Origin of the sequence: Nocardioides islandensis, assembly GCF_015352455.1 — a bacterium.
Taxonomy (GTDB): Bacteria; Actinomycetota; Actinomycetes; order Propionibacteriales; family Nocardioidaceae; genus Nocardioides; species Nocardioides islandensis.
Genome location: NZ_JADKPN010000001.1, coordinates 273,728 through 286,755, shown reverse-complemented (window position 1 = coordinate 286,755; position 13,028 = coordinate 273,728). Strand labels below are relative to the sequence as shown.

At 70.1% G+C, this 13,028-nt stretch carries 11 protein-coding genes; 6 read left to right on the top strand and 5 right to left on the bottom strand.

Annotated features, from left to right (window positions below):
- Positions 1 to 128: 128 nt before the first annotated feature.
- The 3 genes from ISU07_RS01395 to ISU07_RS01385 all read right to left on the bottom strand — a co-directional run bounded on the left by ISU07_RS01395 (position 129) and on the right by ISU07_RS01385 (position 4,416).
- Positions 129 to 1,688: a M4 family metallopeptidase gene (locus ISU07_RS01395; protein WP_194704959.1), complete on the bottom strand. Its 1,560-nt coding sequence runs from the start codon at positions 1,686 to 1,688 to the stop codon at positions 129 to 131.
- A gap of 128 nt (positions 1,689 to 1,816) precedes the next feature.
- Positions 1,817 to 2,956 (bottom strand): amidohydrolase family protein, encoded by a 1,140-nt coding sequence (locus ISU07_RS01390; RefSeq protein WP_194704958.1) that lies wholly within the window; start codon positions 2,954 to 2,956, stop codon positions 1,817 to 1,819.
- On the bottom strand, positions 2,953 to 4,416 hold the full coding sequence (locus ISU07_RS01385; protein ID WP_323742358.1) for an APC family permease: 1,464 nt from the start codon (positions 4,414 to 4,416) through the stop codon (positions 2,953 to 2,955). Before ISU07_RS01385 ends, ISU07_RS01390 begins: the two co-directional genes overlap by 4 nt.
- Before the next feature lie 9 nt (positions 4,417 to 4,425).
- Between ISU07_RS01385 and ISU07_RS01380 the strand changes: the two genes are divergently transcribed.
- The 3 genes from ISU07_RS01380 to ISU07_RS01370 all read left to right on the top strand — a co-directional run bounded on the left by ISU07_RS01380 (position 4,426) and on the right by ISU07_RS01370 (position 8,912).
- Positions 4,426 to 5,823 carry a glutamine synthetase family protein gene (locus ISU07_RS01380; protein WP_323742357.1) on the top strand — a complete coding sequence of 466 codons (1,398 nt, stop codon included), beginning with the start codon at positions 4,426 to 4,428 and terminating at the stop codon, positions 5,821 to 5,823.
- Between the two features lie 217 nt (positions 5,824 to 6,040).
- Positions 6,041 to 7,846, top strand: coding sequence for a sialidase family protein (locus ISU07_RS01375; RefSeq protein ID WP_194704956.1), 1,806 nt, complete (start codon positions 6,041 to 6,043; stop codon positions 7,844 to 7,846).
- 151 nt (positions 7,847 to 7,997) lie between these two features.
- Entirely contained in the window at positions 7,998 to 8,912 is a 915-nt protein-coding gene (locus ISU07_RS01370; protein WP_194704955.1) for an LLM class flavin-dependent oxidoreductase, read from the top strand.
- Between the two features lie 90 nt (positions 8,913 to 9,002).
- Here the strand turns inward: ISU07_RS01370 and msrA are convergent, their stop codons facing one another.
- The gene (msrA, locus tag ISU07_RS01365) at positions 9,003 to 9,518 is read right to left on the bottom strand and encodes a peptide-methionine (S)-S-oxide reductase MsrA (RefSeq protein WP_194704954.1); all 516 of its coding nucleotides are present in this window, start codon (positions 9,516 to 9,518) and stop codon (positions 9,003 to 9,005) included.
- A gap of 199 nt (positions 9,519 to 9,717) precedes the next feature.
- On the opposite strand from msrA, the gene ISU07_RS01360 reads away from it, so the two are divergent.
- Positions 9,718 to 10,224, top strand: coding sequence for a peptide-methionine (S)-S-oxide reductase MsrA (locus ISU07_RS01360; protein WP_194704953.1), 507 nt, complete (start codon positions 9,718 to 9,720; stop codon positions 10,222 to 10,224).
- A gap of 70 nt (positions 10,225 to 10,294) precedes the next feature.
- On the opposite strand, the gene ISU07_RS01355 is transcribed toward ISU07_RS01360, so the two are convergent.
- Positions 10,295 to 10,462, bottom strand: coding sequence for a hypothetical protein (locus ISU07_RS01355; protein ID WP_194704952.1), 168 nt, complete (start codon positions 10,460 to 10,462; stop codon positions 10,295 to 10,297).
- An 88-nt stretch (positions 10,463 to 10,550) separates the two neighbouring features.
- Here ISU07_RS01355 and ISU07_RS01350 point away from each other — a divergent pair, with 88 nt between their 5' ends.
- Together ISU07_RS01350 and ISU07_RS01345 are read left to right on the top strand one after the other, a co-directional pair.
- Positions 10,551 to 11,501 carry a LysR family transcriptional regulator gene (locus tag ISU07_RS01350; protein ID WP_194704951.1) on the top strand — a complete coding sequence of 317 codons (951 nt, stop codon included), beginning with the start codon at positions 10,551 to 10,553 and terminating at the stop codon, positions 11,499 to 11,501.
- A 392-nt stretch (positions 11,502 to 11,893) separates the two neighbouring features.
- Positions 11,894 to 13,027 carry an outer membrane protein assembly factor BamB family protein gene (locus ISU07_RS01345; protein ID WP_194704950.1) on the top strand — a complete coding sequence of 378 codons (1,134 nt, stop codon included), beginning with the start codon at positions 11,894 to 11,896 and terminating at the stop codon, positions 13,025 to 13,027.
- Position 13,028 lies beyond the last annotated feature (1 nt).

Here is a 13,028-nt window from a genome sequence, read left to right as displayed (position 1 = left end):
AGCCTAGAGGGGGTCGTCGACCAGGTCAGCCGGTGACCGGCGTGAGAAATGCCCTACTCGTCGGTAACTTGTGAGGTGGTCGAGCCCTTCGAGACGAGGCGTCTCGAAGGGCTCGACCACCATCAGCGCTAGTTGACCGAGACCGCCGACCAGGCCGCCTGCACGGCGTTGGTCTGCGCCGAGGTGGCGCCGTACAGGGCGGTGGAGGCGCTGATCGTCGCGACCCGGGCACCGGCGTAGTTGGTGCTGGAGGTCATGTAGCTGGTCAGCGCGGAGTACCAGATCCGCTGCGCCGCGTCCCGGCCGATTCCGGTGATCGTGGAGCCGTTGCAGGTCGGGCTGTTGTAGGCGATGCCGTTGATCGACTTCGCGCCGCTGCCCTCGGACAGCAGGTAGAAGAAGTGGTTGGCGATGCCCGAGGAGTAGTGCACGTCGACCGACTTCGCGCGCCGGGAGTAGCAGCTGAGGCTGCCGCCGTCGAGTGCCGGGTTGTCCATCCGGCGCACGTAGTTGGTCGCCGGGTTGTAGCTCCGGTAGATCTCCTCGCCGATCACGTAGTCGGGGACGTCGTTGGCGTTGTTCGCGTACCACTCGACGTTGGTGCCGAAGATGTCCGACGTCGCCTCGTTCAGGCCGCCGGACTCACCGCGGTAGGTGAGGTTGGCCGACCGGCTGGTGACGCCGTGGCTCATCTCGTGGCCGGCGATGTCGAGGGCGACCAACGGGTACGTCGTGGCGTCGCCGTCGCCGTACCGCATGCAGAAGCACGAGTCGCTCCAGGACGCGTTGACGTAGGCACCGTCGTGGACGAAGGCGCGGGCGCCCTTGCCGTCGTTGGCGATGCCGCGACGGTTGAAGGTGGTGAGGTAGTAGTCCCAGGTCTTGGCGATGCCGTAGTGGGCGTCGACGCCGGCCGTCGCCGGGTCGCTCGTCGTGCCGTTGCCCCAGACGTTGTCCGCGTCGGCGAACAGCGGCGCGGCGGTGGCGGGGCCGTTGTGGGTCTCGTTGCCGCCACGGTTGGGGTCGACCATCGTGAAGCCCGAGCCGGTGTTCGTGGTGTCGATCGGCACCTGGCCCAGCGTCAGGCTGTTGCCCGTGCCGGTGTCGTTGAGCACCGACGGCCAGCTCGCGAGGACGCGGCCGGACCTGGCACCGACGAACACGTACTTGCCGGCGGGCGAGCCGTCGGCGCGGCGCCCTTCGACGGTGACCTTCCAGGCCAGCCGCGGGGACTTGCCGGTGGCCAGCACGACCAGGCGCGGGGTGGACCGCGTGGCCCTGTAGTGGACCAGGCCGGTCGCGCGGTGGGCCGCGCGCTGCGGTGCGACCGTGGCGCGCGTGGAGAGGGTGAACGGGGCGAGGTGCTTGCCGGAGTACGACGTGTAACGGCCGTCGGTGTTCTGGTGCACGACGAAGTCGCCGCCCACCACCTCGAGGCCCCGGTAGGTGCGCTCGAAGCGGACGTGGCTGCCCGACCGGTCGAGGACGGTGTCGGTGACTCGCGCGCCCTGTCCGCGCGTGACGCCGGCGTGCAACGTGGCGTTGGCCCGGGCGGTGGCGATGGCGGCGGCCCGGGACTGGTGCGGGCCGGCCTGGTTCGGCGCGGCCTGCGAGGTGCCGGTGCCGGCGGCGATGGCTGCGGTGACGCAGCCGGCCGCGGCGACGGCAGCCAGGAGTTGCTTCTTCATGAGACTCCCTGGAAGAGAGCACCGGGCCGATCCCCGGTGCGGGTCGCGCAGATTCCAGCGCATCCGGAGTGGGGGGGCAAGGGTCTACACCCCTCATCTATACGTCCTGCAGAAACTTGCAGGCGGTGTCAGCCCGAGCCCAAGCCGTACGCCCGCGTCGCGTTCTCCGCGGCCACCTGCCGGCCGATCCGTGCCGCGTCCGCCTCCGACAGCTCGTCGCGCATGACCAGGTCCTCGAGCACGTCGTGCAGACCTTGCCGGAACAGCGCGGTGCCGAGGTAGTACAGCTCGGCCAGCCCGAACGCGTCGGACGAGTGCAGCAGCTTGCCGAACGGCACCAGCTCCAGCGTGTCCTCGATGACCCGCCGCGAGAGGGCGCCGGTGTTGTGGACGGCCAGGCCCACGTCCATGAAGACGTGGTCGAAGACCTGGGCGAGGTACGCCGCGTGGCGGTGGAACGGGTAGTTGTGCAGCAGCAGCACGGGGACGTCGTAGCGCTGGGTGGCCCGCAGGAACGCCGTCAGGTGCAGCGGGTCGCAGGCGAGCAGGTCGACGTCGCTGTCGCCGTACCCGACGTGCAGCTGCAGCGGGAGACCGGCCTCGATGGCCGTCCACGCCAGGGCGCTGACGACCGTGCGGTCGGTGATCCGCCAGGTCTCGCCGTCCGCCGGCCGTTGCCGGTGCAGGGCGGCCGCCACCTCCATGTCGGTCGGGCGCCCGTCGAGGAGGTCCAGGCCGCAGCGGTACGCCGCGATGCTCTTGGCGGCGACCGCCTCGGACTCCGCCAGCCGCTGCCGGACCGCCGTGCGCAGCTCCTTCGGGTCGGTGCCCTCGGCCAGCAGGTCCTGGGCCGTGGTCTCCAGCCGGATGACCTGGTGCGAGCGCGTGGTGTCGCCCGCGAGGGCGGCGACCTCGGCCGGCGAGCAGATCTCGTCGGGCTGGAAGCCGGTGTCGACGAGGAGCGTGCCGATGTCGGCCGCGCCGAGCATCCGCCGCGCCACCTCCTCGTGGCCGAGGGCCTGCCGGCGACCGAGGTAGGTGTCGGCGTCCGCATGCGGCTCGAGCCCCAGCAGCGGAGCGCAGTGACGCCGGATCGCCAGGCCGAGCATCGAGTCGAACGGTGACCCGGTCCACCTGCCGCTGCCCGGTCCCTCGTTCATCAGCGCCTCGAACGCCGGCCGGTCGAGGTCGCGCAGGACGAGCCCGTGGCAGTGGTGGTCGACGACCGGCCCGGTGACGTACCCAGCCGTCGGAAGCGTGTCGCTCACGCGTGCCGGTCGGCTTCTTCGAGGGAGACCGACAGCTTGCGGGCGAGTCCCGGCGTCGCCACCATCAGGACCGCGACGAGCAGCACCCACCCGAAGGCGACGATCACGAGGGCCCGGCCCGGGTTGGCGTCGGGGAACGGGATCACGTTGCGCCAGATCGTGTAGCCGAGCATCACCAGGGCGGCGAGGGGGACCACAATCTCCCAGGTCGGCACCGACATCTTCTTGTCGATGAAGAGCAGCTTGATGCAGCCGACCGTCGCCAGCACGTAGGCGACGAGCAGGATCAGCGTGCCGATCGTGCCGCTCCAGAGGAACGTGTCGAACGGCACGGCGTCGAAGAACACCGCACAGACCAGGGCGATCAGGGCGATCGCGACGCTGACGACGACCGCGGCGGCGGCCGGGGTGTCGTTGCGTCCGGTGCGGCTGAGGGCCGAGCCGGGGCTGGCGTCGCGCGCCACGGCGTACAGGAGCCTCGACGCGCCGACGACGCAGGCGAGGCAGCAGGCGAAGGCGCTGACCGCTGCTCCCAGGGTGACCGTCTCGCCCAGCCAGGACGCGATGTAGTCGGTGCCGATGTCGCCCATCAGGGCGCTCGAGTGGACGAACCTACCGACCCCGCCGGCGTCGGTGCCGAACGCCATCATCTCGACGGCCGTCACGAACGTGAAGTAGATGCCGCCGAAGATCGCGGTGCCGAGGATCGCGCGCGGGATGTCGCGGCGTGGTTCGTGGGCCTCCTCGCCGAGCGTCGCGGCGGCCTCGAAGCCGGCGAACGAGAGCAGGCCGAAGATGATGCCGAGGAAGAGTGTCGAGGCGTCGGTGCCCGGGGCGACCTTGAAGACGTCGAGCGTGAGGCTCGCGTCGCCCGGCGCGGAGCCGGCGGCCATCTTGATGAACGCGACCAGCGCGATGACCAGGATCAGCAGCACGGTGACGCCCTCGATGACGAGCAGGGTGGTGGTCGCGCGGCGGGCGGGCACGATCGCGAGCCAGAGCACCAGCACGAGGGCCAGGCCCCCGACCACGAACCCGGCCCAGCTCGGCTGGTCGTCCCAGACGTTGGTGTCGTCGAGGAACTGCGCCCCGAAGACGCCGGAGGCACTGGCCGTGACCAGGCCGTAGAACGTGTACGTGCCGAGCAGGCTGAGGCCCGCGGTCGCGCCGGCCTGCGGGCCGAGGGTGGCGCCGGCGAAGACGTAGACCGAGCCGGCGTGCTGGTAGTACTGGCACAGCCGGACGAAGACGTAGGCGATCAGCAGCACCGCCACGGCCGCGAGGAAGAACGCGAGGGGCGTGGCCCGGCCGACGAGGCCGGCGGTGCCCTGCGGGTTGATGTTGGCCGCCATGCTCGGCGCCATCAGGGCCACCGAGATGCCGACGGCCTGCCAGATCGAGAGTCCCCGTCGCAGGCCTGCTGATGGGCGGGACTTCTGGCCCGAGTACGAGTGCGTCACGATGCGAGTGTGGAGCACGTCGCCGACCTGGACCAGACCGAACGGGACGCCCGTTCGACGCTCGCCACCACCCTGCTCGGGCCCCTCTCGGAGCGCGGCGTGGTGGGCGTGGCGACGACCTTCGTGGACAACTCGGGAGTGGCCCGGGTGAAGTCGGTGCCGCTCGAGCGGCTGCCCCACCTGGCCGCGTGGGGGGTCGGGTCGTCGGTGTCCTTCGACCGGTTCCGCTTCGACGACTGGATCGTCGGCGCCGGCGAGGGGCGCGAGGCCGTGGGCGACCTCCGGATGATGCCCGACGTACGGCGCGTGGTCCCGCTGGCCGCCCAGCCCGGGTGGGCCTGGGCTCCCGCGGACCGGTACGCGCAGGACGGCTCCCCGCACCCGCAGTGCGGACGGCTGCTGCTCTCGTCGCTGGTCTCGGCGCTGCAGGCGTCCGGGATCACGATGAAGGCAGCCGTGGAGATCGAGTGGGTCGTGTCGTCCGCACCGGGCGACGACCTGGTGCCCGGTGTCAGCGGGCCGGCGTACGGGATGGCGCGTCTCGTCGACGCCTCCGACTACTCGCGCGACGTGCTCACGGCGCTGGCGGAGTCCGGCGTGACCGTGGAGCAGTTCCACCCCGAGTACGCGCCGGGCCAGCTCGAGCTGTCCGTCGCGCCCGAGGACCCGGTCTCCGCCGCGGACACCTCCGTGCTGGTGCGGACGGTGATCGCCGGGGTCGGCGCGCGGCACGGGCTGCGCACGTCGTTCTCCCCCAAGGTCGCCGTGCCCGGCGTCGGCAACGGCGGCCACGTGCACGTCTCGCTGTGGCGCGACGGCACGAACCTGATGGCGGGCGGGGCCGCCGAGCACTTCGGGCTGTCGCCGGACGGCGAGGCGTTCGCGGCCGGGGTGCTCACGCACCTGCCGGCCCTGATGGCGGTCGGCGCCCCCGGTGTGACGTCGTACCTGCGCCACCTCCCCAGCCACTGGGCCGGCACGTACGCCTGCTGGGGGCTGGAGAACCGCGAGGCCGCGGTGCGGATGGTGACCGGCTCGCCGGGCGCGTCCTCGTCGGCGGCGAACATCGAGGTGAAGTGCTTCGACCTGCACGCCAACCCGTACCTCGTGTTCGCCGGCCTCATCGCCGCCGGGCTCGCCGGCCTGTCGTCGTCGTCCAGGTTGCCCGATCCGGTCGACGTCGACCCGGCCGTGCTGTCGGCCGACGAGCTCGAGGCGCGCGGCGTTCGGCTGCTGCCTCGCACCGTGACAGATGCCGCCGACGCGTTCGAGGCGGACCCGGTCGTGACGTCGGCGTTCGGGTCCGACCTCTCCGCCTCGATCCTCGCGCTCCGGCGTTCGGAGGCGCAGCTGTTCGACGGCGTCAGCGACGAGGACGTCGCCGCGAGCACGAGGTGGCAGCGCTAGCGAGACCACGGGGGACACGGGGCGGGAGCGCGCTCGGCGGCTGGGTGGTGTGGGGACGCCGCTCGGCTGGGGCGCAGGGAGGGGATGAAGCGGGCTTGCCTCGGCAGTGCCCGCGCGATGCACGGCCGCCTCGAGCCTGGGGGTGAGTCTTGCGGGCGATCGAGGGTTCGACCAGCATCGTGAGGAATGCTCCTACCAGGATCCTGGAGGTCTCATGATGCGGCGGACACCCATCGTCGTAGCGATCGCCACGGCTACCACGCTCACCCTTGCAGCGGCGGCCCAGGCGGTGACGGTCAGCACCGGCGGAAGCGACGGCACGGACGACAAGGTCAGTGACCAGGCGTACGTGCGACACGATGGCGGCACGGACGCCGCCATCCAGGAATGCAGCAGCGACGCGACCAGTCCGGTCCCCGTCGCCGCCACCGCAGACGACCTCGACCCCAATGACGGCGGCGGTGAGAGGCAGAACAACGAGCCCGCGGTCGCCGTCGACCCGACAGACCCGACGCACGTCGTCGCGTCCTGGAACGAGTACTGCACCAGTGACATGAACGGGGGCTTCCTGGGCCTGGGGTTCTCCACCGATTCGGGCGAGACGTGGGTCGACTCGCTGACGCCGGGCTACCCCCAGGACACCAGCGCCGAGGGGCAGGCCTCACCGCTGTTCGGCAGCCAGAACTCCGGCAGCGACCCGCTGCTCGCCTTCAACTCCGACGGGGACCTCTACACGGCCGGGATCGCTTACAGCGACGCGCGCCCTCAGAACAGCTTCATCTATGTCACGACGTGGGCCGGCACGCCGGCCGGCGGCCTGCCGTACGACTACCAGCGCACATCCCTGGTCGGGAAGGGCGGCACGCCACCGCTGGTTGCCGGTCAGTTCACCGACAAGCCCATGATGGAGATCGACCGGACGGGCGGCCAGGACGACGGCAACATCTATGTGTGCTGGTCGCGCTTCACCGGCGGCGCCGGGCGCACGAAGATCTACTTCAGCCGCTCCACCGACGGCGGCGCCTCGTTCTCGAAGGAGATCGGACTGTCCTCGGACACCGACGTCCAGGGCTGTGACATCGCCGTCGAGGCGGATGGGGACGTGTACGTCATCTGGGGCAACCGGGACACGGCCAGCTCCCACACGCGCGAGGGGGTGGGCTTCGCCCGGTCCAGCAACGGTGGCCGAACCTTCTCGACGGAGGGGGAGGTCGGCGCATTCAGCCGCTACTTCCCCTTCGACACGATCGCCCGGGACTGCGGGGACGGCCCCGATCTCTGCCCGAGCGGATTCGTGTTCGCGCGGGTTCCCTTGGAGCCGCGGGTGACGGCTGACCAGTCCGGCGGGCTCCCAGGCGTGTACGTGACCTACAACGCGATCGACCCCGCGACGGTCACCGACAGCACGACGTCCTACGACTCCGCCGGCCCGGGAACCGGTCGAGTCGGACGCGGTGTGGTCTACGTGACCCGTTCGCTGGACGACGGGCTGCACTGGGGACCCCCGGTGAAGGTCGATGATGCCGGAGGCAGTGGCCATCAGTTCTTCCCCGATGTCGACGCCTTGGACGGCACCCTGGTCGCGGTGTGGCAGGACGACCGAGGCTCCGACTACTCGGTGCAGCGTCCGATCGGCAACACGCCGGCGGCCACCTCTAGTGGAGCCACCGTCGGTACGTTCGCGGCGTACTCGACGAACGGCACGTCCTTCACCCCGCTCGGGATGGTGTCCTCGGTCCGGCAGCCGATGCAGTACGAGATGTTCGACGCGCGGTCGGTTCCGTTCCTCGGCGACTACAACTGGGTGTCGCTCGTGAGCACCGACGCCGGACTGCGCGGGTACATGGCCTGGACCGACAACCGTGATGTGGCTCCCGGGACCGACCCCCGCGAGAGCGCGCAGGACGGATTCGACGTCCACATGTGCGTCACCGTCACCAACGGCGTCGCGGGACCCAACACCTGCCCCAACGCGGGCGGGTTCGACCAGAACATCTACGGGTCCGCCATCGCCCTCCAGTAGGCGGTGCGCGGGCCGGTGTCCCGCGTCGTACGACCATCCCGCGTGCGAACGGGGGTATCGATCCGCTCGCCTTCCGGACGCCCGCGTCAGCCGGCGCGTACTCAGCGCTGGGGCGTGGTCATGAGACACCGACCGCGAGGAGGATGCACCCGTGGCCGAGCTGCGATTCTGCGCTTACCAGTACCAGCACCTCCCGATGGTCGAGCTGCGCGAGCGGTGGAGACGAGCCGAGGAGCTGGGCTTCGACGTGATGTGGAACGTCGACACCGTGGTCGAGCCGGACCGTGAGCGACACCCCATCTTCGACGGTCCCGCCACCCTGGTGGACCTGGCACTGAGCACATCGGCGATCCGGGTGGGGACGCTGATCTCGAGCCTCTACTTCCGCAGCCCTGTGACGTTGGCCAAGGCGACGATGACCGTGGATCACATCTCGAACGGTCGGGTCGAGCTCGCCCTGGGTGTCGGTGACCCGTCCGCTGGCGCGGCGCAGGTCGGCGTCGACTGGTCTCCGGGTGAGAGGGTGAGACGATTCCGGGAGTTCGTCGAGCTCACCGACCTGCTGCTGCGGCAGGAGGTCACCACCTACGAGGGTGAGTTCTACCGCTGTGAGGAAGCCGAGACGATCCCTCTCCCGCCGCAGCACCCGCGGCCGCCGATCACGGTGGCCGCCCATGGGCCGAAGATGTTGCGAATCGCAGCCGAGTTCGCCGACGGCTGGAACTCATGGGGCGGGTCCGGGATCGACTCCGAGGACCAGTTCCACCGGGTGACACGCGAACGCGCGGAGCTGCTCGCCGAGTTGTGTGAGGCGCGTGGACGCGATGTGCGGTCGATCCGGCACTCGCTCGTGTGCTACCCACCCCTGACCCCATGGGCCTCGGTGTCCGGGTTCCGGGAGATGGTGGAGCGCTATCAGGCGATCGGGATCGACGAGTTCGTGCTCTATTGGCCGCGGAACTGGGATGCGCACGCGACCCACGAGGACGCTGTCTTCGAGGAAGTCATGACCACTGTCGTCCCCGAACTCCGTGCCGTCCGCTCCGCTGACCCGGAACGCGGCTGACCGTCGGTCGGCTGAGCGCCACCCTGGAACGCCGCGTCAGTGGACGCACGGAACACAAGGAGTGCCGCACGGGGCGCAGGTCGAGTCCCCTCACGAGGTTGCTGCGGGGTGCGGAAGCTTCCAGCCGGGCCTGGGGAAGTGGCACGTCTCACCGTCGGGGTTGCGCTGGAGGTAGAGCTGGTCGTCAGCTTCGGCCTCCCAGAACTCCCGGGCGGGCTCGAGGCGCGTGACCAGCTTCCCGGGCCACAGGCCCGAGCGGTCGACCTCGGCGATCGTCTCCTCGGCGACTCGCCGTTGCGTCTCGTCGGTGTAGAAGATCGCGGATCGGTAGTCGGTGCCGATGTCGTCTCCTTGACGATTCAGCGTCGTCGGGTCGTGGATCTGGAAGAAGAGCTCCAGGATCTCGCGAAACGACGTCAGATCCGGGTCGAAGACGAGCTCGACCGCCTCGGCATGAGCACCAGGACTCTCCTCCGACGGATCCGGAGTGTCCCCGCCGGTCCAGCCGACCCGTGAGGAGACCACCCCGGGTTTTCGGCGCATCAGCTCCTGCATCCCCCAGAAGCAGCCACCAGCGAGCACTGCCGTCTCCAGCTTGTCGTCCATGGGCGCGTCCTCGGCTCGCGAGACACGCCGACGCTACCCCTGGGTGTGCGCTGAGTCCATGCGCGAGCTCGGGGGTGCGGTGCCGTGCACGCCGTAGCCGGTCACCCTCCGAGCCGAGCAGCAACGGGGTCTTGGCCCGTTGATCGTCTCCCACGCTCGGAAGTACGTTGATGGCTCTCGCAACCGCTTGGGGTTCGCCATGGACGACGACGTGGAGACTGCGTATCTCGCCGGAGGCTGCGCCTGGATCATGCAGCCACTGCTGTCCCTCCCCCAGGGAGTCATCTCCACCCGGACCGGGTGGATGGGTGGTGATGGGGAGAACCCGACCGAAGAGCACGACGGCGGTCACGCGGAGACCGTCAAGGTCGTCTTCGACCCTGAGCGCCTCTCCTACCGGGGGTTGCTGGAGGTGTTCTTCCAGGCTCACCGAGCCGACCTCGACCGCGACGTCGTCGGTTCCATCTATCGCTCGGAGGTCTTCTGCACGAGCGCGGAGCAGCGGAGAGTCGCCGAAGAGATGATCCGTGACGTCGACGCGTCAGGCCACTGGCCCGGGAGGACGGCGACCAGGATCAGCCCGGAAGGGGTGTTCTGGGAGCAGGGGCCGGAGCACGAGAACTACTTGCAACGCTTCCCGAAGGTCTTCAAGGACCCATTTCCTCGGCAGGGGGTCTCCTCCGAGAGCGCCCCCGCGTCCGGGTGAGCCGGTCGCATCGGCAGCCAGCCGGCGCGATCGGTGCCGGTAGCCCGGCGCCTGAGTGGACCGGAGCGCCTCAGCTGGCGTAGCGGCTCACGTCGGTGCGGATCTCCATGACCTGACGATCGGCGAGACGCGCACTGTGCCAGGCCCGGCCCAGTGCTGCAGTGAGAAGCGCGACCTTGGAGGTCCTCGACGCGTGCGCGCGGGTCGACATGCTGATCAGATCCTTCGAGTAGGTCACGAGGCTCTCTCGTGACACGCATCATTCTGGGTGCGGCAGTACCATCAGGCCAAGCCGTCGATCGTTCAGGCAGGAGTAAGAGAATCTGATGCTCGATCTTCGCCGTCTGGAAGTCCTCTCTGTGTTTGCCGTGCGCGGCAGCATTGCGGCCGCGGCGCAAGAGCTGGGCGTCTCGCCGTCCGCGGTGTCGCAGCAGCTCTCGGCCCTGGAGCGAGAGGCGCAGCTGCCACTGATCGAACGCACCGCGCACAGCGCCAGCCTCACCGACGCCGGCAGGGAGCTGGTCGAGGACGCCACCACGATCCTGGCCGCGGTCGAGGCCGCCGAGGGCCGGCTGCGCGCTCGGTCGGGCACGATCGCCGGACGGGTCCGGGTGAGCTTCATCCCGGGGCTGGCGGCGACGGCAGCCCCGGACCTGGCCGAGCTCCAGCGCCGGCACCCCGAGCTCAACGTGGTCGCCCTCCAGATCGACTCCACCGAGGCCTCGGCCGCCCTCCTGGACCGGGCGACCGACATCGCGGTCGTCGACGAGTGGGGCGAGCAGGCGCTGGTGTCCCACGGCCCGCTGCAGGCCCAACGCGGGCACCGTGAAGCGATCGTGCTCGCCGTACCCGCCGACCACCCCGTGGCGGTCAGCCACTTCCAGAAGCCGATCTCGGCGGCGACGCTGCGCGAGCTGGTGCGGACCGAGACCTGGCTGAGCTCGCCACCCGGACAGGTCTCGCGGCTCGCCGGCGACGCGCGGCTCGCGGACCTGGGGGTCACCCCGGGGCGGCGCTGGGAGTTCGACGGCCTCTACGTCCTGGCACGCCTTGTCGCTGTGGGTTCCGGGATCACACTCCTGCCCTCGAGCGTCGCGGCCTACGAGCGCAACGTCGCGGGGATCCCGTTGCAGCCGCGGATGTACCGCTACGTCCGGGTGCTCACCCGCACCAGCAGCCGCGGCGACCCGAAGATCGACGCCTGCCTCGAGGCGATCCGCCAAGGACTACGCCGCCCCTGGACCGAGCCCCTCACCGCGAGCCCTTCGCGTCACTGACCCGCAGGTTCATGCCGTGGAGAACCTCGGCGCGCCTGGACCAGGCGAGGGCACAAGTGCCCGACGTACGGGGAAGTTGGCCTCTCATCGTCGAAGCGGTGAGGAGCGAGTCTGGCCATGGGCCGGCGATGCGGGCGGTGGGTCCGGGTCGCCTTCCGCCATGTGGCCGGATCGTGAAGGGGGTCGTCATGGGTATCGGCACGACGTTGAGCTCGCGGAGGTCGGGAACCGGGAGGCTTCGGCTCTCGGCTGCGGTCGTCGCCCTGGTCATGGCGTTCCCCGCCTGGGCGGCCGGCTCGACGGAGCCGACGAGCGCCGGTGGACCTCTCTCCGCGCCGTCCTCCGCAGATCAGGTGGCGGTCCCGAGCCAAGCAACGGGTGCCGGCCGACAGATGGCCGGCACGGCGAACTGGCCCGAGTTCCAGCGTGGTGGACGACACCAAGGGTTCAACCCGTTCGAGAAGAAGCTCACCCGTGCCACGGTCGGGCGGCTCAGGGTGGCCTGGCGGTTCGACAATCCCTCGGGCTGCACCAGCTACTCAGGGCCGACCGTCGCCGACGGACGGGTGTACGTCGGCAACTACTGCCCGTACCTCTACGCGGTCGACGAGAGGACCGGTCGCCTCCTGTGGACGGCGACCACCGACGGCAAGGTGGAGTCGGCTCCCGCGGTGGCGGACGGTCGAGTCTTCGTGACGACGGGATACACGGGTCGCGGGGTCTACGCCTTCGACGCGGCCACCGGCGAGCGGTTGTGGCGCTACGAGATGACCGATGGGTCCCTGGGCTCCCCGTCGGTTCGACACGGCGTGCTGTACGTGGCAGCCGATAAGGACGGGGCGCTCTACGCCCTCGAGGCCGCGACCGGGAGGCCCCTGTGGAGGAGTGTCGTCCCCGGGTGGGCAGGTGGATCGGCGCAGTCACCACTGGTGGTCGGCGGCACGGTGTACGTCGGCTCGACCGACGGGTACCTCTACGCGTTCGACGCCGTGACCGGGCGGACGTTGTGGCGAGGAGCGACCGGCGGTCCCATCCACAGGTCGTCGGTCATCGCGGCGTCGGGTCATGTCTTCGTCGGGTCCGATGGCGGCACGCTCGTGGCGTTCCCGCTCTCGGGGTGCGGCGAGTCGACCTGCCAACCCTCCTGGCGCTCCAGAAGCCTTACGCCCGGCACCAGCACCGCGGCGGCAGCGTACGGACGGGTGTACGTCACCGACTCCGACGGCTACATGAACGCGTTCTCGGCCAGAGGATGCGACGCGCTTCTGTGTCCGGCGGTCTGGCGCACAGCCCTCGGTGGCGTCAACGACCGTGCTCCCGCGGTCGCTGGTCGGGTGGTGTACGCCACCTCGGCCAGGAACAGAGCCGTCACCGCCCTCGACACCCGGTCCGGAGCAGTCCTGTGGAGGTTCATCCGGCGGACCGAGTACGGCGGCAACGCGGACATCTCGGTGGCCAACGGACGCCTGTTCGTCAACTTCACGTGGACCTTCAAGCTGTTCGCCTTCCAGGTGGCACAGGAGTAGG

Bases quoted from the DNA above. Each gene is read 5' to 3' on its own strand.
- ISU07_RS01360 (WP_194704953.1), top strand. From the start codon at position 9,718: ATGGACGACGACGTGGAGACTGCGTATCTCGCCGGAGGCTGCGCCTGG.
- ISU07_RS01375 (WP_194704956.1), top strand. From the start codon at position 6,041: ATGCGGCGGACACCCATCGTCGTAGCGATCGCCACGGCTACCACGCTC.
- msrA (WP_194704954.1), bottom strand. From the start codon at position 9,518: ATGGACGACAAGCTGGAGACGGCAGTGCTCGCTGGTGGCTGCTTCTGG.
- ISU07_RS01345 (WP_194704950.1), top strand. From the start codon at position 11,894: ATGGCCGGCACGGCGAACTGGCCCGAGTTCCAGCGTGGTGGACGACAC.
- ISU07_RS01350 (WP_194704951.1), top strand. From the start codon at position 10,551: ATGCTCGATCTTCGCCGTCTGGAAGTCCTCTCTGTGTTTGCCGTGCGC.
- ISU07_RS01395 (WP_194704959.1), bottom strand. From the start codon at position 1,688: ATGAAGAAGCAACTCCTGGCTGCCGTCGCCGCGGCCGGCTGCGTCACC.